Here is a 26,886-nt window from a genome sequence, read left to right on the forward strand (position 1 = left end):
GCCGACCGGCTTCCGTACGCCTCGGCCACCTGCCTGGATACGGGTATCCGCCGGTATCCAGAGTGAGTGGCGATATGGGTCATTCGCCCAGGGCGTCGGCATCCTCGCGTTTGGCCAGTTTGTGCTGATCTTCGCTGCTGCCGAGCTTCCAGTAGCTGGAGATATACAGGCTCTTGCGCTCGACCTGGCGCTCCTCCCTGAAATGCTGACGCAGGGCACGCATGGCAGTGAACTCGCAGGCGGCCCAGATGCTTGGCTGGCCCGGTAGCCAGTCCAGTTGGCGTACCTGGTTGACCAGTAACTGGCTGTCTTCGCCGGGGTGCGGGTTGACCAGCCAGTGCAGGCGGACTCCATCCGGGTGGCGTAGCGGCTGGATGTCGTGTTCGTCGATCACCTCGATCACGGCATGGCCGCGGGCGTCGGCCGGCAATTGTTCGAGGTTGACGCTGATTGCCGGCAGTGCGGTCATGTCGCCGACGACGAGGAACCAGTCGGCACTGTTGTCCACCAGCTTCTTCGGGCCGGGGCCGCCAACCACGATGCTGTCGCCCGGCCTGGCGTTCTTCGCCCATTCGGCAGCGGGGCCAGCGTCATGGTGCAGCACGAAGTCGACGTCGAACTGGTCAGAGCGTTGGTGGCGCACGGTGTAGGTGCGCATCAGTGTCCTGTCGCTGTCCGGGGCGGGGAAGATCAGTTTGATGTAGGCGCTTTCCTGATCGGCGGGGAAACTGTCTATTTCCGTGCCGCCCAGGGTGATGCGCAGCATGTGCGGGGTGACTGGAGCGGATGAAATGACCCGCAGGGTGCGGGGAGCAGGGCGTGGCATTGAATTCTCCTGTTGCGACGGCAGTGATCGCTGCCGATTGATGTGAGAATTATTATCACTTAATGTCTTCGCCTTCCAGCATGGGGGTAACGGATGAGCGACGACATCGTGGGCGGGTTGTACCGCGAGCACAGTTCCTGGCTGCAGGGCTGGCTGTACCGGCGAGTCGGCAATTCCAGCCAGGCTGCCGATTTTGCCCAGGACGTGTTCGTGCGCCTGCTCAGCGTCCAGCACAAGGCTGGTGCACTGCCGGATTTGCAGCGCCCGCGCGCTTATCTGGCGACCATCGGTCGCCATCTGGTACATGATCATTTTCGCCGCCAGTCGCTGGAGCGCGCCTACCTGGAGGCCCTGGCCGCCTGGCCTGAAGAGGTGGCGCTGTCCGCCGAGGAGCTGGTGCTGATTCAGGAAACCCTGGAGCAGGTCGACCGACTGCTCGCCCGTTTGCGCCCGCTGGTGCGCCAGGTGTTCCTGCTGTCCCAGCTCGAAGGCCTGAACTACGCGCAGATCGCCCGGCGCCTGGACATTGGCGAGCGCTCGGTCAAGCGCTACATGGCCCAGGCCTTCGAGGCCTGTGTGCTGTACGTGGAGTGAGCATGGACGCCGGAATCGATCGCGAGGTCGCTCGCCAGGCCGCACACTGGTTGATGCTTCTGCACAGTGGCGAAGCGGCCGAGCAGCAACTGCGCGACTGTGAGCGCTGGCGCCAGGCCAACCCCGAGCATGAGCGGGCCTGGCAGCGCGTGCGCCAGGTCCAGAACCGGCTCGGCCTGCTGCCACCCGCGCTGGCGATGAACACCCTGGGTCGTGAACGGCGTCGGGCGCTGAAGAGCCTGCTGTTGCTGGCGGCGGCTGCGCCGCTCGGCTATGCCTCCTATCGGTTGAGTGATCGCCAGCCATGGCTCGCCGACCAGCGTACCGGCGTCGGCGAGCGTCGCCGTCTGGTGCTGGAGGACGGCAGTCAGGTTCACCTCAACAGCGGCAGCGCCATCGATGTACGTTTCGACCGGGAGCAGCGACTGATCGTATTGCGCCAGGGTGAGGTTCTCGTCGACAGCGGTGCCGATGCGCAGCATGTCAGCTTTCGACCGCTGCGCGTCGAAACCGACCAGGGGATGATGCAGGCGCTCGGCACACGTTTCTCCGTTCGGCGCCTGGAGGAGCAGGGTCTGACCCGGCTCGCGGTGTTCGACGGTGTGGTACGCATCGACCAGCAGCGAGGAGGCAGCCTGACGCTCACTGCCGGGCAGCAGGTGAGCTTCGGTGGGCAAGGCCCTGGCCTGATCAGCGCAGTCAACGAAGATGCCGTCGGCTGGACGCGTGGGCAATTGATCGCCGATGACATGCCACTGGAGGATTTTCTCGGCGAACTGAATCGCCACCGCTCCGGCTGGCTGCGTCATGCGCCCGAGGTGGCGAATCTGCGCATCAGCGGCACTTTCCAGCTGAGCAATATCGACGCCATTCTCGCTGCCTTGCCGCACACGTTGCCGGTGCGGGTCGAGCAGCGCACGCGTTACTGGGTAACGGTAAGCGCCCGCTGAGCATCTCGATGCGAATACGAAACATTGTTGGCCCCTTTTTTCGTCTCGTCAGTCCTGAACAGATAAATCTGCTCACAACACAGGATGTCGATGCGATGAAACACACCAAAGGAGCCCGGCAGTTGCTGGCGCTTTCCCTGCTGGCCGCCGCCCTGGGCGCTCACTCATCGAGTGCGCTCTCCCAGCAGCCAGCTCATTATCAGATCGAGGCAGGCAGCCTGACCCAGGCGCTCAACCGTTTCGCTGCCGAAGCCGGTGTGACCCTGCAGTTCGCGCCCGAACTGACCCGAGGCCTGAGTGCCCCAGGGTTACATGGCCAGTTCAGCATCGAGGAAGGGCTTGCCGCCTTGCTGGCCGGTTCCGGTCTGCAGGCGCTGCGACATGGTGATGGCATCTACGTGCTGAGCCCTCGGGCAGAGAGCGGTGCACTGGAGCTGGGGGCGACGAATGTCAGCAGCACCTCGATCCATGATTCCTCGACCGAAGGCACCGGCAGCTACACCCAGGTAGGCCCGAGTAGCACCGCCACCGGCCTGAACCTCAGCCTGCGCGAAACACCGCAGTCGGTCACCGTGATGACGCGCCAACGGATGGACGACTTCAAGCTGGAGACCCTGGCCGACGTGATGGCGCAAACGCCAGGTGTGACGGTGGAGCGCCAGGCCGAGATGACCAACTTCACTGTGCGTGGCTCCAGCGTCAACCTGCAGACCGACGGCAATCGTCAGCTCACCAGCGGCTGGGGCTGGAACAGCCACATCATGTATTCCCTGGACGACATGGCGGAAATCGACCGTATCGAGGTGCTCAAGGGCTCGTCCGGGCTGATCAATGGTGACGGTGCCTATGGCGCCACGATCAACCTGATCCGCAAGCGACCGACCGCTGATTTCCAGGCCAACGTGCGGGCTGGCGCTGGCAGCTGGGATACCTATCGCAGCGACGCCGATGTGTCCGGCCCGCTGAGTGCCGATGGTAGCCTGCGTGGACGCATGGTCGCCGCTTACAAGGATGGCAACAGCTTCCTCGACCACCGTACGAACCGCAATTCGCTGTTCTACGGTACGCTGGAGTACGATCTCACGCCCGATACTCTGCTCGGCGTAAGCGTCACCTACAAACAGCGCGAGCTGCGCGGCGCGGCCGGCACCACGCCAATCCAGGCCTTCGACGGCAACGGTAACGCGGTGCCACGTATGTCGCGATCCTTCAACATCGGGGCGCCCTGGGCCGGTTACGAACAGGATTCGCTGAACCTGTTCGCGCGCCTGGAGCACAGTTTCGCCAATGGCTGGACGGCCAAGCTGCAGGTCGCTCAAGAGCGCATCGAGACGCCCGAGATGCTCATCGGCTCGCTGCGCTTCGCCTTGCCCGGCCAGGTTCAGTACGGCGCCTACAAGGACATCGAGGATCGCAACGAGAGCGTCAGCCTCGATCTGCAGGGGCCGTTCCAGCTGTTCGGCCGTGAGCATGACCTGCTGGTGGGTGCTGGCCTGTCGAAGAACCGCACGACCCTGCTGCGCGGTGCGGGCAGCAACGTGTCGCTCGGTGCGCTTGGCATCGAATATGCCCAGGGCGGCGGCGCCATTCCGCAGATCGACTGGGGCAGCCTGACCTATTCGGATGACCGGTTCAGCCGCAAACGCCGCTATGCCTACAGTGCCGCCCGTTTCAGCCTGGCCGACCCGGTCAAGCTGATCGTCGGTGTGCGCACCACCGACTACCAGCAGAAGGATGTCACCGATATCAGCTGGTACAACTACGACATGCGTGAAACCGGCGTGGTGACACCCTACGCCGGTCTGGTCGTGGATGTCAGCCCCCATGTTTCCCTCTATGCCAGCTACGCCAGCATCTTCGAGGCGCAAAGCAGCAAGGACATGAACGAAAGCTCGTTGCCGCCCAAGGAGGGGCTGACCTACGAGGTCGGCGCCAAGGGCGAGTTCTTCGACAGGCGTTTGAATGCCAGTATCGCCCACTTCTGGATGCGGGTGGACAACGAAGCCGAAGTGGTGGGTCTGACGCCCTCTGGCGAAACCGCCTACCGCGCCGTGGCCGGCGCCATAACGCGCGGCTACGAGGTGGAGTTGTCCGGGGAGCTGGCACCCGGCTGGCAGGCGCAGGGCAGCTACGTGATGAACAGCAGCACGCTGGATAGCGCCAGCAGCAATCCACAGCACCAGTTCAAGCTGGGTAACACCTATGCCTTCGAAGATGGTGCCCTGCAGGGGCTGACCGTCGGCGCCGCGACTCGCTGGCAGAGCGGCATTTCCACCAGCCGAGACCAGGCCAGGCTGCAGCAGGAGGCCTACTGGTTGTTCGATCTGATGAGTCGTTACCAGGTCAGCGAGCAACTGAGTGTCAGCGCCAACGTCAACAACCTCTTCGACAAGCAGTACTTCTCCGGCGTGACCAACTTCAACGCTCAGGGGCTGTTCTATACCTGGGGTGAGCCGCGCAATTTCAACCTGAGTGCGCGCTACGACTTCTGAGCTCGATCGCGCGCGGTTTTCGGCTTGGAGTAACGTTTCGTTCATCCAGGTTACGGGCTGGCTGACCGCTCAGCGGTGGACAAGCTTCGCGTTGTCCACCCTACGGTCTTATGCCGCTGTCAGCTGACTACCCGATAGCACGGCTCGTAGGCAGTGCCGCCGGGCAGTTTCATGCGGTGCTGCTCGACGAAGGACTGCAGCAGGCGATCCAGAGGCTGCATGATGCTTTTTTCACCGCGCAGTTCGTAGGGTCCATGCTCCTCGATCAGGCGGATGCCCTTGTCCTTGACGTTGCCCGCGACGATGCCGGAGAAGGCGCGGCGCAGGTTGGCGGCCAGCTCGTGTACCGGCTGCTCGCGGGTCAGGTTGAGGCTGGCCATGGCTTCGTGGGTCGGCTCGAAGGGGTGCTGGAAGCTCTCATCGATCTTCAGCAGCCAGTTGAAGTGGAAGGCATCGTTACGCTCGCGGCGGAACTGCTCCACCGCCTTGATGCCAGCCGCCATATGGCGGGCCACTTCAGTTGGGTCGTTGGGGATCAGCACGTAGCGGTTCTGCGCCTCGACACCGAGGGTCTCGCCAATGAAGGCATGCAGCTGCTGCAGGTAGGGCTCGGCGCTCTTCGGCCCGGTCAGCACGAGCGGGAAGGGCAGCTCGGCGTTGTCCGGATGCATGAGGATGCCGAGCAGGTAAAGAAACTCTTCGGCCGTGCCCGCGCCACCGGGGAAGATGATGATGCCGTGGCCGACGCGGACGAAGGCCTCCAGGCGCTTTTCGATATCCGGCAGAATCACCAGTTCGTTGACGATCGGGTTCGGTGCTTCGGCGGCGATAATGCCCGGCTCGGTCAGGCCCAGGTAGCGGGCGCCGATGATGCGCTGTTTGGCGTGAGAAATAGTGGCGCCTTTCATCGGCCCTTTCATTACGCCCGGGCCGCAGCCGGTGCACACGTCCAGGGCGCGCAGGCCCAGCTCGTGGCCGACCTTCTTGGTGTACTTGTATTCTTCGGTGCTGATCGAGTGGCCGCCCCAGCACACCACCATCTTCGGCTCGGCGCCGGCACGCAGGGTGCGAGCATTGCGCAGCAGGTGGAAGACGTAGTCGGTCAGGCCGCTGGAGCTGTCCACGTCGACACGTTTGTTTTCCAGCTCGCTCTGGGTGTAGACGATGTCGCGCAGGGCGCTGAACAGCATCTCGCGGGTACTGGCGATCATCTCCCCGTCGACGAAAGCATCGGCCGGAGCGTTGATCAGCTCCAGGCGAATGCCGCGATCCTGCTGGTGGATCTTCACTTCGAAGTCCGGGTAGGCCTCGAGGATGGTCTTGGCGTTGTCGCTGTGCGAGCCGGTGTTGAGAATCGCCAGGGCGCACTGGCGGAACAAGGCGTAGACGCTACCGGATCCGGTTTCGCGAAGTTGCTGGACTTCACGCTGGGAGAGGGTTTCCAGGCTGCCTTTGGGCGAGACCGAGGCGTTGATTTTCTGGCGAGTGAGCATGCAGGCATCCCGTGGTAGCGCGACAACTCGAGCCGATCCTGGCTGATCGCGCGGTAAAGAATTCAGTCCCGGTAATAGTGACCCATTATGGGGCGTCCGGATAATGGCGCTGTACTGTCGACCAGCGGAGGACTCCGGGTCAACGGGTACCGAGTTAACAGGCTGTTGAAAGCGATGGCGTTGCCGCTGCCTCGCCCGAGTTTTCAGCAGACTGTTAGAACCTGTTTACGATCTAGCGAGCTAGAGTCATGCAAGGCAAAAACAGGCGAGGAAGCGGAGTTTACTGATGTAAATGAGCATTCCGAGCCTGTTTTTAACGCAGCAGGGCCGACGCGCAGCAGATTGTGAACAGGTTCTTGGGAAAGACGCGGGCCGCGAAAGTTCTAACATTCGCGGCCCTGGCAATCAGCCTTGCAGGTTCTTCCACACCGCCAGGCTGGGGGCGGCCTGGTTGAGGGTATAGAAGTGCAGGCCCGGTGCGCCGCCTTCGAGCAGGCGTTCGCACATGCCGGTGATCATCTCTTCACCGAAGCGCTGGATGCTGTCGGTGTCGTCACCATAAGCCTCCAGTTGCTTGCGTACCCAGCGTGGCAGCTCGGCGCCGCAGGCGTCGGAGAAGCGCGCCAGTTTGCTGTAGTTGGTGATCGGCATGATGCCCGGTATCACCGGGATGTCGACGCCCAGTTTGCGCACACGTTCGACGAAGTAGAAGTAGCAGTCGGCGTTGAAGAAATACTGAGTGATCGCACTGCTGGCGCCGGCCTTGGCCTTGCGCACGAAGTTGGCGATATCGTCTTCGAAGTTGCGTGCCTGTGGGTGCATCTCCGGGTAGGCAGCCACTTCGATATGGAAGTGATCACCGGTTTCGTGACGGATCAGCTCGACCAGGTCATTGGCATGGCGCAGTTCGCCGCTGGACATGCCCATGCCCGAAGGCAGGTCGCCACGCAGGGCGACGATACGGGTGATGCCCTTGCTCTTGTACAGATTGAGCAGCTCGATCAGCTCGGCCTTGCTGTCGCCGACACAGGACAGGTGCGGTGCGGTCGGCACCTTCACTTCGCCGTCGAGTTGCAGCACGGTATTCAGCGTTCGGTCGCGGGTGGAGCCGCCTGCGCCGTAGGTGCAGGAGAAGAAGTCCGGGTTGTAGCCGGCCAGCTCCCGAGCGGTATTCAGCAGTTTTTCGTGTCCGGCATCGGTCTTCGTCGGGAAGAACTCGAAACTGACATTGGTTTTTTTCTGGGTCATGGAGAAGGTTCCCTTCTCAGCGGCAAGCCTCAAGCCTCAAGCTGCAAGTGGAGTCGGCTCCCTCTTGCAGCTTGTAGCTTGTGGCTTGTAGCTGTGGTTAGTAGCGGTAGCTGTCCGGCTTGAACGGGCCTTCGACGGTGACACCGATGTACTCGGCTTGCTTGGGAGTCAGTTGGGTAACCACGCCACCGAAGCCTTTCACCATTTCCAGCGCCACTTCCTCGTCCAGCTTCTTCGGCAGTACTTCGACGGTGATGCGCGAAGGTTTGTCGCCAGCCGGCAGCCTGGCGAACTTGCCGTTGAACAGGTGGATCTGCGCCAGCACCTGGTTGGCGAAGGAACCGTCCATGATGCGGCTCGGGTGGCCCGTGGCGTTGCCCAGGTTCACCAGACGGCCTTCGGCCAGTAGGATCAGGTAGTTGTCATTGCGCGGGTCGAACTGGCCGGCGCCGGTGCGGTGGATCTTGTGCACCTGCGGTTTGACCTCTTCCCACGCCCAGTTCTTGCGCATGAAGGCAGTGTCGATCTCGTTGTCGAAGTGGCCGATGTTGCAGACCACGGCGCGCGCTTTCAGCGCCTTGAGCATGCCGGCGTCGCAGACGTTGGCGTTGCCGGTGGTGGTGACGATCAGGTCGATCTTGCCCAGCAGGGCCTTGTCGATGCTGGCGTCGGTGCCGTCATTGCAGCCGTCGATGTATGGCGAAACGAGTTCATAACCATCCATGCAGGCCTGCATGGCGCAGATCGGGTCGATCTCGGAAACCTTGACGATCATGCCTTCCTGACGCAGCGAAGCAGCCGAGCCCTTGCCCACGTCGCCGTAGCCGATGACCAGCGCCTGCTTGCCCGACAGCAGATGGTCGGTGCCGCGCTTGATGGCATCGTTGAGGCTGTGACGGCAGCCGTACTTGTTGTCGTTCTTGCTCTTGGTGACCGCGTCGTTGACGTTGATCGCCGGGACTTTCAGGGTGCCGGCCTTGAGCATGTCGAGCAGGCGGTGCACGCCGGTGGTGGTTTCCTCGGTGATGCCGTGGACGTTCTCCAGCACCTGTGGGTACTTGTCATGCAGGATCTGGGTCAGGTCACCGCCGTCGTCGAGCACCATGTTGGCGTCCCACGGCTGGCCGTCCTTGAGGATGGTCTGCTCGATGCACCACTCGTACTCTTCTTCGGTTTCACCCTTCCAGGCGAATACAGGCGTACCGGCAGCGGCGATGGCGGCAGCGGCCTGATCCTGGGTGGAGAAGATGTTGCACGACGACCAGCGCACTTCGGCACCCAGGGCGGTCAGCGTCTCGATGAGTACGCCGGTCTGGATGGTCATGTGGATGCAGCCGAGGATCTTCGCGCCTTTCAGCGGTTGCTCGCTGGCATATTTGCGGCGCAGGCCCATCAGTGCCGGCATCTCGGATTCGGCGATGATCAGCTCTTTGCGGCCCCAGTCGGCCAGGGAAATATCAGCGACTTTATAGTCGGTAAAAGCAGCGCTCATACAAAGCTCTCCATTCGTTGTCTGCGAATGGGCGCCGTTGATGCGTTTGGTTAACGCCCCATCCGAGCCTGACAGGTCAACCCTGCTGCAGCGCCCCTCGGACAGGTGGCGGGCACGACCGGGCTGTGCCGGGCGCGTGAAACCCGGCGATTATAGCGGCGCCGGCACGCGAGCCCAAGGTTTTCCGTCGAGATGTAGCGGGTATTCGTGCACGGGTTACCGGCAGGCTACAGTCTCCTTTCATCTCTGTTGGAAAGTTGCCATGACACTGGCCTATTGGTGCGTCCTGATCGCCATCTTCCTGCCCTATCTCGGCACTGTCGCGGCCAAGGCTCTGGGAGGCGGTTTCACGCCGAGAAACAACCATCATCCACGGGCATTCCTCGGTACGCTGAAAGGCCGCGCGGCCCGCGCCAACAGCGCTCAGCTCAATGGCTTCGAAACCACGCCGGCCTTCGCCGCGGCGGTGATCATCGCTCACCTGGCCGGCGGCGCGGCGCAAGCGACCCTGGATACGCTCGCAGTCGTCTTCATCGTCAGCCGAGTGCTGTATCTGATCTGCTACCTGGCTGACTGGGCGTCGCTGCGTTCGCTGATCTGGTTCGTCGGCATGGGCATCATCGTCAGCCTGTTCGTGGTGGCGGCCTGAGTGTTTGATCGTGGGCATGGTCTTTCTTTATCGAGCCGATTGAAGCACCTGCCGCGACAAGGGGGGCCGCCCTTTGCGATCATGACTCGCGAACCGATAGCGATGTACAAGGAGTACGTATGAACTTCCACACACGCAAGTGGGTAAAGCCCGAAGACCTCAACCCCAATGGCACCCTGTTCGGTGGCAGCCTGTTGAAATGGATCGATGAAGAGGCGGCGATCTACGCCATCATCCAGCTTGGCAGCCAGCGCGTGGTGACCAAGCTGATCTCGGAGATCAACTTCGCCAGCTCGGCGCGGCAGAGCGACATCATCGAGCTGGGTATCACCGCGACCGACTTTGGCCGCACCTCGCTCACCATGCGCTGCGAAGTGCGCAACAAGATCACCCGCAAGAGCATCCTTACCATCGACAAGATGGTCTTCGTCAATGTCGACGAAAGCGGTCAGCCAGCACCCCATGGCAAAACCGAAATCACCTACATCAGGGATCAGTTCAAGGAGTGAGCCTTGCGACAACGACAGGTCTTGGCCGCTGGTGCAGCACTGGTGATACAGGATTTTCCCGAAACCGATGACGTACGCTTTCCTTCCTGTTGTTGACGTGCCTGCTACTCAGCGCCTGCGCAGATGTCGATCCCGAATCGCCGGAAGCTCGGCGTCAGGTACTTGCTTACCGGTAGTGAAGAGATGGACGGCAGGCAGTGTGGGCGACTGACCTTCAATGCTTACTGATTCAGAAGCCCTCGACGCCAGCCAGGCGCAAGCGGTCTGCCAGGGCTACGACCTCCTCGTGCTGGAAAAATGCCTGCAACTGAGCGGCTCGGGTTGGGCCTATCCCCGGTAGCTTCTGCCACTCGGCCAGGTTGCGCTGTTGTAGCTGCGCCCAGTCGTTGGCGGCCAGGTTATCCGGGTCGATCGGCGTGCCCAGGGCGCGAAGCCAGTCTCTGAAAGGCCGTTGCCGGGCTTCGGCAAAGCGACGGTTGAGAGTGGCGGCGCTCTGTTGGCCGATGCCTGGCACCGTGAGCAACTGCTCTTCACTGAGCTCAAGCCAGTCGAGCAGGCTGTCGATATGTTGGGCCTGTAGTAGTTTCTCCCACGTGCCGGCACCGATACCGGGCAGATTCAGTGCCTGCTTGCTGCTGAGCCAGTTCAGGCGGGCTTGGAACTGGCTGGCGCAACTGTCGGATGCTCGCAGGCAGCTCAGCGGGTGGTAATCGTCACGACGCGGAATGTCGAGTTCTGGGCGGGTTGCCGTTTGCACTATCACGCTGTCCAGTTGCGGGATGGTTTGTCCGGCAAGGCGAATGGCGACCTGGTCGCCCGGGCGGATATCCAGTTGCTGCCAGCGTTCCAGTGAACCGACGCTGACGACGCGAATGGTACGGTCGTCCAATTTCACCGGATGCAGATGCAGTAGCGGAGTAATTCGGCCACTGCGGCCGATGCTGAACTCGACCTTTTCGACCAGCGCCAGGGCCTCGCTGGCCGGGTGTTTCCAGGCGGCAGCCCAGTGTGGCGGCTCGGCCCGCCAGCGTTCGCCGGAGGGACGCTGGCCTTGGCGTAGCACCACGCCATCGGTGGCGAATGGCAGTGGGGCGCGGTACCAGCGCTCGCGCCATTGCCGGGCTTCGGCAATGCTGCTGACCGGCTGGCTGTAGTGGCGGCTGTCGTGAAAGCCCAGCTGTTCCAGGCGATCGAGACGCTCCTGCATATCGGCCGGGCCATTGGGCCAATCCCAGACGAACAACCCGATACCGTTCGCCTGGGTGACTTGCAGATCCTGGCGTGCCATCAACCCCGCGACCGTACTGCGTGCCGAAGCGCCGCCGTGTTTGGCCTGAATATGCTCCGGGCGCTGCAGGTACAGCTCGCCTTGCAGCACGAGTTCAGTGTTATCGGTGAGGCGCTTGGGAATGGCGGCGATCCGGCTGGCTTGCGACGTCCAGTCCTGGCCCGTATTGCCGTCCCCGCGGCTGATCACCTGCTGCAGGTGGCCGCCTCTGTAAACCAGTGTGACTGCCACACCATCGACCTTGGGTTGAATCCACAAGGCCTGGCGTGAAGCCATCCAGCGCGTCACTGCGCGTTCATCCGCCAGCTTGCGCAGGCCGGTCTGGGTGACCGGATGCCGCACCGGGCCACCCGCGCCGCTCAGTGGGTTGGCCGTGGGTGTGTCGCTCAGGCAGCTTTGCCAATGCTCCAGGCGGGCGCGGGCCTGGTCGTAGAGTTCATCGCTGACCAGCGAGCGACCCTGGCGATGGTAGGCATCGTCCCATTGGGCTACCCGGGTGGCGAGTTCACTGAGTTGGCGATCGTGTGCGGTTGTCGGTTCAGGGCATGTGTCGGCGCGGGCAAGCGCGACCAGCAGGGCGGGAAGGGCGGCAGCTATCCAGCATTTCATGGGCGGAGCATCCTTGCTCGGGCGATGATTTCTGCAGGCTAGTCGCAGAACCTGCAGGCCGCAACTGCCGGTTTTCCCGAGGCGAAATGGGGACTGGACGACATTTCCGAAAGCATGAGTTTGTCGATACAGCAAAGGCAGTGATAAGGTTTCACACCCCGCACATCAAATGGACTTGCCCGGCGGCGGGAACGGCATAGCCGGGCCTCATTTCTGAAGGTCTAGAGTCTCATGCGTCTTTCTATCCTGTTCTGCTCTGCTGCCCTGGCCCTCGCCAGCACCTTCGCTCACGCCGCTGAAGATGCTCAGCTCAAGTGCCAGCAGAAGCTTTCGGCCAATGCCGAGAAGATCGCTCAGGTCAAACAGCTGGCCGGCCTGCTGGGTAACCAATCCGTCAACGACACCGTTGCCCAGGTCGACGGTAGCTGTGACCAGTTGGGTGCCAATGCCACCGCTTCCGCGCAAGCCGCGCCGCAAACCCAGGGTGATTCGACTGCTGACGGTATTACCGCCGCTGCCGAAACCCTGAAAGGGCTGGGCTCGCTGTTCGGTAAGCAGCAATAAGAAAACCTGCCTTGCAGGTGTGAAAAAGCCTCCGTGGACATCGCGCCCACGGAGGCTTTTTTGTGCCCATTGCCCGGCTCTCGCCGGGCATCTCGGGTTTCAGAGGCCGGCAGCGGCGCGCAGCTCGGCGGCCTTGTCGGTTCTTTCCCAGGTGAAGCTGGTGAAGCTGTCGTCACCCACGGTCAATTGCTGCGGCTCGCGGCCAAAGTGGCCGTAAGCGGCGGTCGGCTGATACATCGGGTGCAGCAGGTCGAGCATCTTGGTGATGGCGTAAGGACGCAGGTCGAACACGTCACGCACCAGTTTGATGATGGTCTCGTCCGCCACCTTGTTGGTGCCGAAGGTATTGATCGAGATGGAGGTCGGCTGGGCTACGCCGATGGCATAGGACACCTGGATCTCACAGCGCTCGGCCAGGCCGGCGGCAACGATGTTCTTGGCCACGTAGCGACCGGCATAAGCGGCGCTGCGGTCGACCTTGGAAGGATCCTTGCCGGAGAAGGCGCCACCACCGTGGCGGGCCATGCCGCCGTAGCTGTCGACGATGATCTTGCGGCCAGTCAGGCCGCAGTCGCCCACTGGGCCGCCGATCACGAAGTTACCGGTCGGGTTGATGTGAAACTGGGTGTCCTTGTGCAGTAGCTCGGCTGGCAGGGAGTGCTTGATGACCAGCTCCATCACCGCTTCACGCAGATCGCTCAGGCTGACGTCCGGGTTGTGCTGGGTGGACAGCACCACTGCATCGATGCCGACTACCTTGCCGTTCTCGTAACGGCAGGTGACCTGGCTCTTGGCGTCCGGGCGCAGCCACGGCAGCAGGCCGGATTTGCGGGCCTCGGCCTGGCGCTCCACCAGAGCGTGGGAGAAGCGGATCGGCGCAGGCATCAGCACGTCGGTTTCGTTGCTGGCGTAACCGAACATCAGGCCCTGGTCGCCAGCACCCTGGTCTTCCGGCTTGGCGCGGTCAACGCCCTGATTGATGTCCGGGGACTGTTTGCCAATGATGTTCATCACGCCGCAGGTAGCGCCGTCGAAGCCGACGTCGGAGCTGGTATAGCCGATGTTGCAGATCACGTCGCGAACGATCTGCTCCAGGTCGACCCAGGCGCTGGTGGTGACTTCGCCGGCGATGATCGCCACGCCGGTCTTGACCAGCGTTTCGACGGCCACGCGGGCGTGTTTGTCCTGGGTGATGATGGCGTCGAGAACGGCATCGGAAATCTGGTCGGCGATCTTGTCCGGATGACCTTCGGACACGGACTCGGAGGTAAACAGGGAGTATTCGCTCATCTATCGGTTGTCCTGGCGAGTGAGGGCCTGTCGGCCACGTGCGTGAGTGGATGAGTGCGCTGGAAGTGCCGCACCTGAATTTGAAAGCCATTGCGCAGGCCGACGTACAGGCTTTCGCCTGGGGTCAGTCCGGCGGAGACGGCCCAGTGGGCCAAGTCGTCCTGTTCGAAGCCTAGCCAGAGATCGCCGCAGGTATCGCGGGCCCAGCCCTGGTTGTGACTGCACAGTTCGGTGATCAGCAGGCTGCCGCCACTGTTGACCTGGCTGGCGAGTTTGCGCAGTGCCTGGGCCGGCGCAGCAAAATGATGCAACACCATGTTCAGTACTACGCAGTCGGCGCTGGGGTAATCGTCGAGCAAGGCGTCGGCCAACTGCAGCTGGACGTTGCCCAGACCGTCCTTCTCGCAGCGCTGGCGCGCCAGTTCGAGCATGGCCGGGCTGTTGTCCAGGGCGGTGACCTGTTCGAAGCGGCTCGCCAGCTCGGGCAGGAAACCACCATCGCCGGGGCCGATTTCCAGCGCGTGGGCGGTCGTGGCGAAATCCAGTGAGTCGAGCAGTGCCAGCACGCTGTCGCGGTATTGCGGCAGCCCGGCGATCAGATCCTGCTGGGCCTGGAAGCGTTCGGCGCTGCGCGCGAAGAAGTCCTGGCTGGCAGTGGCTCGCTGCTGATGCACCTGGGCGATGCGTTCGCGCACCTGTACCGGCAGGGTCAACCGGTCGACTTCCTGGAGCAGGGCGCCATGCAGTGTGCCGCCAACGGTTTCTGCGTGAGCCAGGGCGCGACGATAGAAGATCGCATTGCCTTCCCGGCGTGTCGCCACGAGCCCTGCCTGGGCCAGCACCTTGAGATGATGGCTGATGCCCGACTGGCCGATCGCGAATATCTGCGCCAATTCCAGCACGCCGAACGAGTCATTGGCCAGGGCGCGCAGGACGTTCAGGCGCAGGGGATCGCCCGCGGCCTTGCACAGGGCGGAAAGAGCGTCGGCGGGCTCGAAATCGAGCTGGGAGGCACGCAGAGTCATAGGTTGCGCAGTCTAGTCGGTCATTTTTAGTGCAGCAAGGCCAATATCAAAAAGTTTTGATATTGGTATCTGCCGAGGTTGTTTTTGAATCGCTGCCGAACGGTCTTGATCAGGCCCCATTCGCCTGGCAGGACGGTTTTCTCCCGGAAATCCGCCGGAATCGTTCGACTAACGACCATCTGTGATTGCCCCGCGGGGGGTGGCTGGGCGAAAATGGCCGCCTTTTTCCGACCTAGCTGCCCCGGCAGCCACCCCGCAGGAGATTCAGCGATGCCCAGCCGTCGTGAGCGTGCCAATGCCATTCGTGCCCTGAGCATGGATGCCGTGCAAAAAGCCAACAGCGGCCACCCCGGTGCCCCGATGGGCATGGCGGATATCGCCGAAGTGCTGTGGCGTGACTACCTGAAACACAACCCGGCCAACCCGAAATTCGCCGACCGTGACCGCTTCGTGCTGTCCAACGGCCACGGCTCGATGCTGATCTATTCGCTGTTGCACCTGACCGGCTACGACCTGTCCATCGATGACCTGAAGAACTTCCGTCAATTGCACAGCCGCACGCCGGGTCACCCGGAATACGGCTATGCGCCGGGCGTCGAGACCACCACCGGTCCGCTCGGTCAGGGCATCGCCAATGCCGTGGGCTTCGCCCTGGCGGAAAAAATCATGGCGGCGCAGTTCAACCGCGACGGCCACAACATCGTCGATCACTACACCTACGCCTTCCTGGGCGACGGCTGCATGATGGAAGGCATCAGCCACGAAGTCTGCTCGCTGGCCGGCACCCTGGGCCTGGGCAAGCTGATTGCTTTCTATGATGACAACGGCATCTCCATCGATGGCGAAGTGCACGGCTGGTTCACCGACGATACTCCGGCACGCTTCGAAGCCTACGGCTGGCAGGTGATCCGCAACGTCGACGGCCACGATGCCGATGAAATCAAGATGGCCATCGATACCGCGCGCAAGAGCGAGCAGCCGACCCTGATCTGCTGCAAGACCATCATCGGTTTCGGCTCGCCCAACAAGCAGGGCAAAGAAGAATCTCACGGCGCCGCGCTGGGTCATGACGAAATCGCCCTGACTCGCGCTGCCCTGAACTGGAACCACGCGCCGTTCGAAATCCCGGCCGACATCTATGCCGAGTGGGATGCCAAGGAAGCCGGTCTGGCCGCCGAAGCCGAGTGGGATCAGCGCTTCGCTGCCTATTCCGCTGTCTACCCGGAACTGGCCAACGAGTTCGTCCGCCGTATGGCCGGTGATCTGCCTGCCGATTTCTCTGCCAAGGCCAGCGAGTTCATCCGCGCCGTGGCCGAGAAGGGTGAAACCATTGCCAGCCGCAAGGCCAGCCAGAACTGCCTGAATGCCTTCGGCCCGCTGCTGCCGGAACTGCTCGGCGGCTCCGCCGACCTGGCCGGTTCCAACCTGACCCTGTGGAAGGGCTGCAAGCCGGTGGTCGCCGAGGATGCCTCGGGCAACTACATGTACTACGGCGTGCGCGAATTCGGCATGAGCGCGATCATGAACGGCGTCGCCCTGCATGGCGGCCTGGTGCCTTACGGCGCAACTTTCCTGATGTTCATGGAATACGCCCGCAATGCCGTGCGCATGTCCGCGCTGATGAAGCTGCGCGTGCTCTACGTGTTCACCCACGACTCCATCGGCCTGGGCGAAGACGGCCCGACTCACCAGCCGGTCGAGCAACTGACCAGCCTGCGCACCACGCCGAACCTGGATACCTGGCGCCCGGCGGATACCGTCGAAGCCGCGGTGGCCTGGAAGCATGCGGTCGAGCGCAAGGATGGCCCGAGCGCGCTGATCTTCTCGCGCCAGAACCTGCCACATAACCTGCGTGACCACGAAACCGAGAGCGCCATCAGCCGCGGCGGTTACGTGCTCAAGGACTGCGCCGGCGAGCCGGAGCTGATCCTGATCGCCACCGGTTCGGAAGTCGGCCTGGCCATCCAGGCTGCCGACAAACTGAGCGAGCAGGGCCGCAAGGTACGTGTGGTGTCGATGCCGTCGACCAACGTCTTCGACCAGCAGGACGCCGGCTACAAGCAGTCGGTGCTGCCACTGCAGGTCACGTCGCGGATCGCCATCGAGGCGGCCCATGCGGACTTCTGGTACAAGTACGTCGGCCTCGAAGGTCGTGTTATCGGCATGGAAACCTACGGTGAGTCGGCCCCGGCCGGCGAGCTGTTCGAGCACTTCGGTTTCACCGTCGAGAACATCATCGGCACCGCCGAAGAACTGTTCGACGCCTAAGTGAGAACGACGCCGTAGGGTGGATCGGGGCGCGCAGCCGATGCGTTTTCATCCACCGTTACAGCGCCCGGTGGATCGATAAAACGCGATCCACCCTACGGGTTCATCCGAGATCTCCGATGTCCTATCGCCCTTACCGCGTCGCTCTGAACGGCTACGGCCGCATCGGTCGTTGTGTGTTGCGTGCCCTGCACGAACGTGCCGGCGAGGCGCGCCTGGAAATCGTCGCACTCAACGATCTGGCCGACCAGGCCAGCATCGAATACCTGACCCGCTTCGACTCCACCCACGGGCGTTTTCCCGGTGAGGTGAAGGTAGTTGGCGATTGCCTGCACATCAACGGCGAGCGCGTGCGTGTCTTACGCCAGCGCGAGCCGGAGGGTGTCGACTGGGCGGCGCTGGATATCGACCTGCTGCTCGAATGCTCGGGGCAATACACCACGCGCGAGCAGGCCGAGCGTTTTCTGCAGGCGGGCGCGCGGCGGGTATTGCTGTCGCAGCCGATGGCCAGCGAGAGCGATGTCGATGCCACCGTGGTTTACGGCGTCAACCAGCAGCGCCTGAGTGGCGCCGAACGCCTGGTGTCGAATGCGTCCTGCACCACCAACTGCGGGGTGCCGCTGCTCAAAGTGCTCAACGAGGCGATCGGGCTGGAGTACATCTCGATCACCACCATCCACTCGGCGATGAACGACCAACCGGTAATCGACGCCTATCACGACGAAGATCTGCGCCGTACGCGCTCGGCCTTTCAGTCGGTGATTCCGGTTTCCACGGGCCTGGCCCGAGGCATCGAACGGCTGCTTCCGGAACTTGCCGGGCGAATTCAGGCCAAAGCCATTCGGGTGCCGACGGTCAACGTGTCCTGCCTGGATATCACCTTGCAGACCGCCCGCGATACCAGTGCCGAAGAGATCAATCGGATCTTGCGTCAGGCCGCCGAACAGGGGCCGCTGCAAGGTCTGCTGGCGTACACCGAGTTACCGCACGCCAGTTGCGACTTCAATCATGATCCCCATTCGGCCATCGTCGACGGCAGTCAGACGCGGGTTTCCGGGCCGCGCCTGGTCAATCTGCTGGCCTGGTTCGATAACGAGTGGGGCTTCGCCAACCGTATGCTCGACATGGCCGTGCATTTTCTCGATGCCGCCGCTTCCCTTTCAACAGCCCCTGTTAAGGACTGACTCAATGACCGCAGCTTCCGTAAACATCACGAAAATGGCCGACCTCGACCTGCAAGGTAAACGCGTGCTGATCCGCGAAGACCTCAATGTGCCGGTCAAGGATGGCGTGGTGAAGAGCGATGCGCGCATCCTCGCGGCGCTGCCGACCATCAAACTGGCCCTGGAGAAGGGCGCCGCGGTGATGATCTGCTCGCACCTGGGACGTCCTACCGAGGGCGAATTCAGCGAAGAGAACAGCCTGGCGCCTGTGGCCGACTACCTGAGCAAGGCCCTTGGCCGTGAGGTGCCGCTGATCAAGGATTACCTGAATGGCGTCGAGCTGAAAGCCGGTGATCTGGTGCTGTTCGAGAACGTACGCTTCAACAAGGGCGAAAAGAACAACGCCGACGAGCTGGCCCAGCAATACGCCGCCCTGTGCGACGTGTTCGTCATGGATGCCTTCGGTACCGCCCACCGCGCCGAGGGCTCGACCCATGGCGTGGCCAAGTTCGCCAGGGTCGCTGCCGCCGGCCCGCTGCTGGCTGCCGAACTGGATGCATTGGGCAAGGCCCTGGGCGCACCGGCTCAGCCGATGGCGGCGATCGTCGCCGGCTCCAAGGTATCGACCAAGCTGGACGTCCTGAACAGCCTGAGCAGCATCTGCGATCAACTGATCGTTGGCGGCGGCATTGCCAACACCTTCCTCGCCGCAGCCGGTTACCCGGTGGGCAAGTCGCTGTACGAAGCCGACCTGGTCGATACCGCCAAGGCCATCGCCGCCAAGGTCAGCGTGCCGCTGCCAGTGGATGTGGTGGTCGCCAAGGAGTTTTCCGAAGCCGCGACCGCTACCGTCAAGGCGGTGGCCGATGTGGCCGACGACGACATGATCCTCGACATCGGCCCACAGACCGCAGCGCAGTTCGCCGATCTGCTCAAGGCCTCGAAGACCATCCTGTGGAACGGCCCGGTCGGCGTATTCGAATTCGATCAGTTCGGTGAAGGCACCAAGGCCCTGGCCCTGGCCATCGCCGAAAGCCCGGCGTTCTCCATCGCCGGTGGTGGTGACACCCTGGCGGCCATCGACAAATACGATGTGGCTTCGCGCATTTCCTATATTTCCACCGGTGGCGGCGCTTTCCTCGAGTTCGTCGAAGGCAAGGTGCTGCCGGCAGTGGAAGTGCTGCAGCAACGCGCAGCCAAATAAGGCAATTCGGCTAAACCTTGGCTGCTGCAGGCGGTCACTACCCTTGTATGGAAATCAGCCTGCAAGGAGTGACCGATGCGTAACGTAGCCGTGGTATTGACCTTATGTGCCGTCCTGGGTGGTTGTGCTGGTGGCGGATCGCCGCGTGATGAAGCGTGCAGAGTGTTGAGTCCGGCAGAAATCGATCTGCCGACCACGCGTGACGAGCCGCGCATCGAAGGACAAAGTACCGGTGATCCGACGCCGCCCGTGGGCGAGCAGAACTGCTAAGTGACAAGGAGAGTGCGATGAATCGTTATAAAGGCGCCGCCGCGTTGCTCGGTCTGTTCATGCTCGCCGGTTGTGCCGGCAAGGACTACGCCGACAGTCAGGAGTGGAACCGCTGGGTGTGCGACAGTCAGGCCGAAGTGTTCTGGCGTTATGCCGACAGTACCCACGAGAAAGTCGATGTGCGTATGGGCGGCAGCGATATCGTTCATCGTTTGAGCCAGGAGCCTGCCGGTTCCGGCGTGTTGTACAGCGACGGTACGCTGTCCCTCCATACCAAGGGGGAGGAAGGCCTGATCTATCGTACCGCCAATGATGATTTGCTCGGGCGTGGCTGCAAGGCGCCCTGAAGGCAGTGACAAGCTGCAAGCCACAAGCTGCAAGTGGGGGTTGGATACTTCGGCTCTTCCTTGCGGCTTGAAGCTTGTAGCTTAGCGCTGTAGCAGTACTTGAATAGCGCCTGCCACTGCGGCAGGCTTGCACGATTAACGAGCCCTATCGGGAGATAGCAAAACATGGCACTTATCAGCATGCGCCAGATGCTCGACCACGCCGCCGAATTCGGCTACGGCGTGCCGGCTTTCAACGTCAACAACCTGGAGCAGATGCGCGCCATCATGGAAGCTGCCGACAAGACCGATTCGCCGGTCATCGTCCAGGCTTCCGCAGGTGCCCGCAAGTACGCCGGTGCGCCTTTCCTGCGTCATCTGATCCTCGCCGCCATCGAAGAATTCCCGCATATCCCGGTGTGCATGCACCAGGATCACGGCACCAGCCCGGACATCTGCCAGCGCTCGATCCAGCTGGGCTTCAGCTCGGTGATGATGGACGGATCGCTGAAGGAAGACGGCAAGACGCCGTCCGACTACGACTACAACGTCCGCGTGACTCAGCAGACCGTGGCTTTCGCCCACGCCTGCGGAGTGTCGGTAGAAGGTGAGCTGGGCTGCCTGGGCAGCCTGGAAACCGGCCAGGCTGGTGAAGAAGACGGTGTCGGCGCCGAAGGCGTGCTGGATCACAGCCAACTGCTGACCGACCCGGAAGAAGCCGCCGACTTCGTCAAGAAGACCCAGGTCGACGCCTTGGCCATCGCCATCGGCACCAGCCACGGCGCCTACAAGTTCACCAAGCCACCAACCGGCGACGTGCTGTCGATCGAGCGCATCAAGGAAATCCACAAGCGCATCCCCAACACCCACCTGGTGATGCATGGTTCCAGCTCGGTGCCGCAGGATTGGCTGGCGATCATCAACGAGCACGGTGGCGAGATCAAGGAAACCTACGGCGTGCCGGTCGAGGAAATCGTCGAAGGCATCAAGTATGGCGTGCGCAAGGTCAACATCGACACCGACCTGCGTCTGGCCTCCACCGGCGCCATCCGCCGCTTCCTGGCCGAGCACCCGAGCGAGTTCGACCCGCGCAAGTACTTTGCCCATACCATCACCGCCATGCGTGATATCTGTATCGATCGTTACGAAGCCTTCGGCACCGCCGGCAACGCCTCGAAGATAAAACCGATCTCCCTGGAAGGCATGTTCCAGCGCTACGCCAAGGGTGAGCTGGCCGCCAAGGTCAACTGATCGGTCATCGCGATCATCGGTATAACGAAGCCGTTTACTCTTTGCAGGGTAAGCGGCTTTTTTGTGCCTGGATGTTCGCCAGGGGCAGACGACTGAAAGGCGAGAACGGCCATTCTTAGAATGGGTCGATCCGCGCAGGTGAAACCCATCAGCGATTGATGGGGTTCACCCATCCTGCTGTAGCGGTATTGCAAGCGGTGGGCTGAGGCGGATCGCCGCCTGGCCCACCCTTGTCTCTCGACTACAAGCTTCTCAAGAGGCGATAGTTCCCGACTGATCATCGGGGAGCCATGCGGGTCTTAGCGGCTCTGGCGCTGTTGCAACAGGAGATTGCTGAAGCCGTTGGCGGCCAGGGCTTTCTGCGACCGGGCCAACTGTTCGCGGTTGGCGAACGGGCCGACGAGCACGCGGTGCCAGGTTTCGTCGCGCACCGTGCCGGACTCCACGCGTACGTTCTGGCCGAGCAGGGTGATTTGCGCACGCACGCTCTCGGCGTCGTCCTTGCGGCGGAACGAGCCGGCCTGCAGGAAGAACTGCGTGCTCAGCGGCGCCTGCACGGCGGGAGGCGCCGTCGCCACTGGCGGGGCTGGCGGTGGTGTTTCGCCATTCAGTGCAGCCAGGGCGCGGGCGGCGTCGATCTTCGCCGCTTCCTCGGGTGTTACGGCAGGCGGTGTCCGCGTGGGCGGCGGAGGTACGGCGTCCGGCGGCACGATGACTTCCGACTCCGGCAGCAGCGTGTAGAAGTCGTACTTGGGCTTGCCCGGCTCCTGGCTGGTGGCCGACGGCGTCGGTTTGGGCGAGGTGCTGGCGCGCTCCGGCTGGGGCTTGTCACGCTTGATTGCATCGCTGCCTGGCTGCAGGTTGAACAGCAGCATGGCGAACACGCCAACCACCAGCCCGCAGGCCAGCCAGATCCAGCCCGGTACCGGGCGTTTGCTCGGGGCCTTGTAACGGCTGGCGCCGCGTTTGGGTGCGGGCTTCTTGCGGGTTGCCACTTACATGCGCTCCAGAGTTTCCAGGCCGAGCAGTTGCAGGCCTTGCTTGAGGGTACGACCGGTCAGTGCGGCGAGGCGCAGGCGGCTCTGGCGAGTGGCCTCGTCCTCGGCGCTCAGTACCGGGCAATGCTCGTAAAAACTGGAGAACAGCCCGGCGACGTCATACAGGTAGGCACACAGTAGGTGCGGCGTGCCCTTGTCGGCGACGTTGGTCAGCACTTCTCCGAACTGTGCCAGTTTGCCGGCCAGTTCGATTTCCTGGGGCGCTTGAAGTTCGATGCGGCCATCGACTTGTTCGAAGCCTTTGCCCAGCTTGCGGAAGATGCTCGCTACCCGGGTGTAGGCGTAGAGCAGGTATGGTGCGGTATTGCCCTCGAAGCTGAGCATCAACTCGAAGTTGAAGCTGTAGTCGCTGGTACGGTGCTTGGACAGGTCGGCGTACTTCACCGCACCGATGCCCACGGCGCGGGCGATCTGGCGCAGCTCGTCTTCGCCCAGTTCGGCGTTCTTCGCCTTGACCAGCTCGTAGGCGCGCGCCTCGGCCTCGTCGAGCAGATCGATGAGCTTTACCGTACCGCCGTCGCGGGTCTTGAACGGGCGGCCATCGGCGCCGTTCATGGTGCCGAAGCCCATGTGTTCGAGCTGCATGCCGTCGTGCACGAAGCCGGCGCGGCGCGCCACTTCGAAGGCCATCTGGAAATGCAGGGCCTGGCGCTGATCGACGAAGTACAGGGCGCGGTCGGCCTTGAGCACCTGGCTGCGGTAACGCATGGCGGCCAGGTCGGTGGTCGAGTAGAGGTAGCCGCCGCCGGCCTTCTGCACGATCACCGGCAGCGGGTTGCCTTCGGCGTTCTTGTAGTCGTCGAGGAAGACGCACTGGGCGCCGTTGTCCTCGGTCAGCAGGCCTTTCTCGCGTAGTGCCTCGATCACGCCTGGCAGCTCGGCGTTGTAGGCGCTTTCGCCCTTGACGTCGGCCGGGGTCAGTTTGACGCCCAGGCGGTCGTAGGCCTTCTGGCAATGGCTCAGGGAAATGCTGTTGAAACGGTGCCACAGGCGCATGCATTCCGGCTCGCCAGCTTGCAGCTGGACGACCAGGGCGCGGGCGCGTTCGGCGAATTCGGCGGAGTCATCGAAGCGCTTCTTGGCGGCGCGATAGAAGCCTTCGAGGTCGGCCAGCTCGCTTTCCGCAGCAGCCGGGTTTTCCTCCATGAAGGCCAGCAGCATGCCGAACTGGGTGCCCCAGTCGCCGACGTGGTTCTGGCGGATCACTTCGTCGCCGAGGAACTCCAGCACTCGCGCCACGGCATCGCCGATGATGGTCGAGCGCAGGTGGCCGACGTGCATTTCCTTGGCCAGGTTCGGCGAGGACAGATCGACGACCACGCGCTCGGCGGCACCGCTCTTGCGCACGCCAAGGTGATCGTCGGCCAGCGCGGTTTCCAGGCGCTCGGCCAGGGAGTCGTTGTTCTGGAAGAAGTTGAGGAAACCCGGGCCAGCGATCTCGACCTTGGTGATCTGCGTATCGGCGGGCAGGGCATCGATCAGCTTCTGCGCCAGGTCGCGCGGCTTCATCGCCGCCGGTTTGGCCAGCATCATGGCGATGTTGCTGGCGAAGTCGCCGTGGGTCTTGTCCCTGGTGTTCTCCACCTGGATCGTCGGGCTCAGGCCTTCGGGCAGCACGCCTTCGGCGGTCAGGCGGGTCAGGGCTTGCTGGATCAGGTGGCGAATACTGTCTTTCATGGTCTGCTCATTCGGCCGCGAGATGCGGCGCCGCTCGAAAGCGTGGGTTGAAAACCCCGCATTATCGACGGGGCAAGGGCGCAGCTTCAAGCCATAACGGCTGCGGGGTGTTTCGGCAGCGAGCGCTGCTGCTCAGAATAGATCGATCGGATCGACATCCAGCGACCAGCGCACGGCACGCCCACTGGGCAGACTCTCCAGCACCAGCAGCCAGTGGGCGAGCAGTTTGTGCAGGGGCGCGCGGGCGTTGCCTTGCAGCAGCAACTGGGCGCGGTAGCGACCGGCGCGACGCTCCATCGGTGCGGGCACCGGGCCGAGCAGTTCGATGCCGCTCAGGCCCAGCTCTCCCAGCAATTGCTCGGCCTCGTTGCAGGCTTCATCGAGAAAACCTTCGGCTTGCCCGGGTTTGTGCGCTTCGGCGCGCAGCAGGGCCAGGTGGCAGAACGGCGGTAAACCGGCGGCGCGGCGCTCGCTGAGGGCCTGATCGGCAAAGGCGAAGTAGCCCTGCTCGGTCAGTTGCACCAGCAGCGGGTGGTCGGCCAGATGACTCTGGATGATCACCTTGCCCGGCTCTTCGGCGCGCCCGGCACGACCAGCCACCTGGACGATCAACTGAGCCATGCGCTCGCTGGCGCGGAAGTCCGCCGAAAACAGGCCGCCGTCGGCGTCGAGGATGGCCACCAGGGTCACCCGTGGGAAGTGGTGACCCTTGGCGAGCATCTGGGTGCCGACCAGGATGCACGGCTCACCACGCTGCACGGTGTTGAACAGGGTGGTCATGGCTTCCTTGCGCGAGGTGCTGTCGCGATCTACCCGTAGCACCGGTACCTCGGGGAAGAGGATCTCCAGGCGTTCTTCGGCCCTCTCGGTGCCGGCTCCGACCGGGCGCAGGTCGACGTTGTTGCAGCTCGGGCAGTTGCTTGGCTGGCGTTCGGCATGGCCGCAATGGTGGCAGCGCAGCTCGCGGCTGCGCTGATGCACGGTCATGCGCGCGTCGCAACGTGGGCATTGCGACAGCCAGCCGCATTCGTGGCACAGCAGGGTCGGTGCGAAGCCGCGGCGATTGAGAAACACCAGTACCTGCTGGCCGGCGGCCAGGGTCTGGGCGATGGCCTGCTGCAGTGGCGGCGACATGCCGGCGTCGAGCGGGCGACTCTTGATGTCCAGGCGCAGAAAGCGTGGCGGATGGGCGCCACCGGCACGCTGATTCATGCGCAGCAGGGCGTAGCGGCCGCTGTGGGCGTTGTGCAGGCTCTCCAGCGAGGGGGTGGCCGAGCCGAGAACGATCGGTACGTTTTCCTGATGGGCGCGCACCACGGCCAGATCGCGGGCGTGGTAGCGCAGGCCTTCCTGCTGTTTATAGGACGCGTCGTGTTCTTCGTCGATGATGATCAGGCCCGGCCGCTTCATTGGCGTGAACAGTGCCGAGCGTGTGCCGATGATGATGTCGGCCTCGCCATCGCGAGCGGCCAGCCAGGCATCCAGGCGCTCGCGGTCGTTGACCGCTGAGTGCAGCAGGGCGATACGCGCGTTGAAGCGGCGCTCGAAGCGCGCCAGGGTCTGCGGGCCCAGGTTGATCTCGGGAATCAGCACCAGCGCCTGCTTGCCGGCCTCCAGGGTTTCGCGGATCAGTTGCAGGTAGACCTCGGTCTTGCCGCTGCCGGTGACACCAGCGAGCAGGAACGCATTGAAGCTGTCGAAGCCGGCGCGCACCGCCTCGGCCGCGGCGCGTTGCTCGGCATTGAGTGGCAGCTCGGGCTGGGCCAACCAGTTGGCGTGGCGCTCGGGGCTGCTCAGGCGGCGGACTTCGACGCGCACCAGGCCTTTTTCCTGCAGCAGTTGCAGGCTGTCGCGGTTGATCTGCAACTGACTGAGCAACTGATGGGCGACGCCGTGGGGGTGTTGGGCGATGGTCTTCAGCGCATCGCGCTGACGGGGCGCGCGAGCCAGACGTGGGTCATCCAGATGGGCGTCCTTGGCGATCAGCCAGAAACGCTCCTGGCGCGCCTCGGCCGGCTCGCCCTGGCGCAGCAGCACTGGCAATGCCCAACTGAGGGTGTCGCCGAGGCTGTGCTGGTAATACTGCGCCGTCCACTGGCACAGGCGCAGCAGTGCTGGCGGCATGGGCGCCTGCAGGTCGAGCAGTTGCAGGGCGGGCTTGAGTTTGTCGGCCGGTACCTCGCTGTGCTCGCTGACTTCCACCAGAATGCCGATCATCTCGCGACGGCCGAACGGTACGCGCAGCCGCGCGCCAGGACGCAGGTCACGAGTCGACACGCCAGGCGGGGCGAGGTAGTCGAACAGGCGGCGCAGCGGCGAGGGCAGGGCGAGTCGCAGGATGGCGTCGGGCACGCGGAGGGCTCCAGGCAGGCGAGGCGCGATATTAGCAGGCCATTGAAAAACTACCTACGTTGCCATCGCTGCGTTAAAAACAGGCTCAAAATGCTCATTTACAGCCAGTAAACTGCGCTTTTTCGCCTGTTTTTGTCTTGCGCTGGCTGCCTCGCAAACGTTTTTCAACGGCCTGCTAGCATGCCCCCTGGCGACGACCGGCAGAGCCTGTGGCTTGCATCGCAGGTTTGCTCTGGTATGATCCGCGGCCAACCTACGTGCGGTACCCGACATCCAGTCTGGTGGCGG

The 26,886-nt window shown here is 63.0% G+C and carries 22 protein-coding genes and 1 riboswitch; of the genes, 12 read left to right on the forward strand and 10 right to left on the reverse strand.

Annotated elements, in window-relative coordinates:
* Positions 1-79: 79 nt before the first annotated feature.
* Positions 80-826, reverse strand: coding sequence for a siderophore-interacting protein (locus tag DNK06_RS10810; RefSeq protein WP_131180037.1), 747 nt, complete (start codon positions 824-826; stop codon positions 80-82).
* A gap of 93 nt (positions 827-919) precedes the next feature.
* On the opposite strand from DNK06_RS10810, the gene DNK06_RS10815 reads away from it, so the two are divergent.
* The 3 genes from DNK06_RS10815 (at position 920) to DNK06_RS10825 (ending at position 4,862) form a co-directional block, all read left to right on the forward strand.
* Complete coding sequence (locus tag DNK06_RS10815; RefSeq protein ID WP_131180038.1) at positions 920-1,420, forward strand: sigma-70 family RNA polymerase sigma factor; 501 nt, start codon at positions 920-922, stop codon at positions 1,418-1,420.
* A 2-nt stretch (positions 1,421-1,422) separates the two neighbouring features.
* Positions 1,423-2,370: a FecR domain-containing protein gene (locus DNK06_RS10820; protein ID WP_131180039.1), complete on the forward strand. Its 948-nt coding sequence runs from the start codon at positions 1,423-1,425 to the stop codon at positions 2,368-2,370.
* A gap of 95 nt (positions 2,371-2,465) precedes the next feature.
* Positions 2,466-4,862 (forward strand): TonB-dependent siderophore receptor, encoded by a 2,397-nt coding sequence (locus tag DNK06_RS10825; protein WP_131180040.1) that lies wholly within the window; start codon positions 2,466-2,468, stop codon positions 4,860-4,862.
* 119 nt (positions 4,863-4,981) lie between these two features.
* Here the strand turns inward: DNK06_RS10825 and ppnN are convergent, their stop codons facing one another.
* The 3 genes from ppnN to ahcY form a co-directional block, all read right to left on the reverse strand.
* On the reverse strand, positions 4,982-6,355 hold the full coding sequence (gene ppnN / locus DNK06_RS10830) for a nucleotide 5'-monophosphate nucleosidase PpnN (protein ID WP_131180041.1): 1,374 nt from the start codon (positions 6,353-6,355) through the stop codon (positions 4,982-4,984).
* A gap of 405 nt (positions 6,356-6,760) precedes the next feature.
* A complete protein-coding gene (gene metF / locus DNK06_RS10840) occupies positions 6,761-7,603 on the reverse strand; it encodes a methylenetetrahydrofolate reductase [NAD(P)H] (RefSeq protein WP_131180042.1) in 843 nt (280 codons plus the stop codon).
* Positions 7,604-7,700: 97 nt separating this feature from the next.
* Positions 7,701-9,095 (reverse strand): adenosylhomocysteinase, encoded by a 1,395-nt coding sequence (gene ahcY, locus DNK06_RS10845; protein ID WP_131180043.1) that lies wholly within the window; start codon positions 9,093-9,095, stop codon positions 7,701-7,703.
* 22 nt (positions 9,096-9,117) lie between these two features.
* Positions 9,118-9,200, reverse strand: a riboswitch (S-adenosyl-L-homocysteine riboswitch).
* 157 nt (positions 9,201-9,357) lie between these two features.
* On the opposite strand from ahcY, the gene DNK06_RS10850 reads away from it, so the two are divergent.
* Together DNK06_RS10850 and DNK06_RS10855 are read left to right on the forward strand one after the other, a co-directional pair.
* Entirely contained in the window at positions 9,358-9,744 is a 387-nt protein-coding gene (locus DNK06_RS10850) for an MAPEG family protein (RefSeq protein ID WP_131180044.1), read from the forward strand.
* 119 nt (positions 9,745-9,863) lie between these two features.
* Entirely contained in the window at positions 9,864-10,253 is a 390-nt protein-coding gene (locus DNK06_RS10855; protein WP_131180045.1) for an acyl-CoA thioesterase, read from the forward strand.
* A 229-nt stretch (positions 10,254-10,482) separates the two neighbouring features.
* Here the strand turns inward: DNK06_RS10855 and ligB are convergent, their stop codons facing one another.
* The gene (ligB, locus tag DNK06_RS10860) at positions 10,483-12,150 is read right to left on the reverse strand and encodes an NAD-dependent DNA ligase LigB (protein WP_131180046.1); all 1,668 of its coding nucleotides are present in this window, start codon (positions 12,148-12,150) and stop codon (positions 10,483-10,485) included.
* 231 nt (positions 12,151-12,381) lie between these two features.
* Here ligB and DNK06_RS10865 point away from each other — a divergent pair, with 231 nt between their 5' ends.
* Complete coding sequence (locus DNK06_RS10865) at positions 12,382-12,714, forward strand: hypothetical protein (protein ID WP_131180047.1); 333 nt, start codon at positions 12,382-12,384, stop codon at positions 12,712-12,714.
* 99 nt (positions 12,715-12,813) lie between these two features.
* Here the strand turns inward: DNK06_RS10865 and metK are convergent, their stop codons facing one another.
* On the reverse strand, positions 12,814-14,004 hold the full coding sequence (metK, locus tag DNK06_RS10870; protein WP_131180048.1) for a methionine adenosyltransferase: 1,191 nt from the start codon (positions 14,002-14,004) through the stop codon (positions 12,814-12,816).
* Positions 14,001-15,029: an ArsR/SmtB family transcription factor gene (locus DNK06_RS10875; RefSeq protein ID WP_131180049.1), complete on the reverse strand. Its 1,029-nt coding sequence runs from the start codon at positions 15,027-15,029 to the stop codon at positions 14,001-14,003. Before DNK06_RS10875 ends, metK begins: the two co-directional genes overlap by 4 nt.
* A gap of 270 nt (positions 15,030-15,299) precedes the next feature.
* Here DNK06_RS10875 and tkt point away from each other — a divergent pair, with 270 nt between their 5' ends.
* The 6 genes from tkt to fba all read left to right on the forward strand — a co-directional run bounded on the left by tkt (position 15,300) and on the right by fba (position 21,511).
* Positions 15,300-17,297, forward strand: coding sequence for a transketolase (gene tkt, locus DNK06_RS10880; RefSeq protein WP_131180050.1), 1,998 nt, complete (start codon positions 15,300-15,302; stop codon positions 17,295-17,297).
* 119 nt (positions 17,298-17,416) lie between these two features.
* Positions 17,417-18,481: an erythrose-4-phosphate dehydrogenase gene (gene epd, locus DNK06_RS10885; RefSeq protein WP_131180051.1), complete on the forward strand. Its 1,065-nt coding sequence runs from the start codon at positions 17,417-17,419 to the stop codon at positions 18,479-18,481.
* Between the two features lie 4 nt (positions 18,482-18,485).
* Positions 18,486-19,664 carry a phosphoglycerate kinase gene (locus DNK06_RS10890; protein ID WP_131180052.1) on the forward strand — a complete coding sequence of 393 codons (1,179 nt, stop codon included), beginning with the start codon at positions 18,486-18,488 and terminating at the stop codon, positions 19,662-19,664.
* A gap of 75 nt (positions 19,665-19,739) precedes the next feature.
* Positions 19,740-19,934 carry a hypothetical protein gene (locus tag DNK06_RS10895; RefSeq protein ID WP_131180053.1) on the forward strand — a complete coding sequence of 65 codons (195 nt, stop codon included), beginning with the start codon at positions 19,740-19,742 and terminating at the stop codon, positions 19,932-19,934.
* A gap of 17 nt (positions 19,935-19,951) precedes the next feature.
* A complete protein-coding gene (locus tag DNK06_RS10900; protein ID WP_131180054.1) occupies positions 19,952-20,281 on the forward strand; it encodes an MliC family protein in 330 nt (109 codons plus the stop codon).
* A gap of 165 nt (positions 20,282-20,446) precedes the next feature.
* Positions 20,447-21,511 carry a class II fructose-bisphosphate aldolase gene (gene fba, locus DNK06_RS10905; protein ID WP_131180055.1) on the forward strand — a complete coding sequence of 355 codons (1,065 nt, stop codon included), beginning with the start codon at positions 20,447-20,449 and terminating at the stop codon, positions 21,509-21,511.
* Between the two features lie 299 nt (positions 21,512-21,810).
* Here the strand turns inward: fba and DNK06_RS10910 are convergent, their stop codons facing one another.
* The 3 genes from DNK06_RS10910 to DNK06_RS10920 all read right to left on the reverse strand — a co-directional run bounded on the left by DNK06_RS10910 (position 21,811) and on the right by DNK06_RS10920 (position 26,598).
* Positions 21,811-22,506 carry an SPOR domain-containing protein gene (locus tag DNK06_RS10910; RefSeq protein WP_131180056.1) on the reverse strand — a complete coding sequence of 232 codons (696 nt, stop codon included), beginning with the start codon at positions 22,504-22,506 and terminating at the stop codon, positions 21,811-21,813.
* Positions 22,507-24,246, reverse strand: coding sequence for an arginine--tRNA ligase (gene argS, locus DNK06_RS10915; protein ID WP_131180057.1), 1,740 nt, complete (start codon positions 24,244-24,246; stop codon positions 22,507-22,509).
* 132 nt (positions 24,247-24,378) lie between these two features.
* Positions 24,379-26,598 (reverse strand): primosomal protein N', encoded by a 2,220-nt coding sequence (locus DNK06_RS10920; RefSeq protein ID WP_131180058.1) that lies wholly within the window; start codon positions 26,596-26,598, stop codon positions 24,379-24,381.
* Positions 26,599-26,886: the final 288 nt, after the last annotated feature.

It is taken from the genome of Phytopseudomonas daroniae, assembly GCF_004327285.1.
Lineage (GTDB): Bacteria > Pseudomonadota > Gammaproteobacteria > Pseudomonadales > Pseudomonadaceae > Aquipseudomonas > Aquipseudomonas daroniae.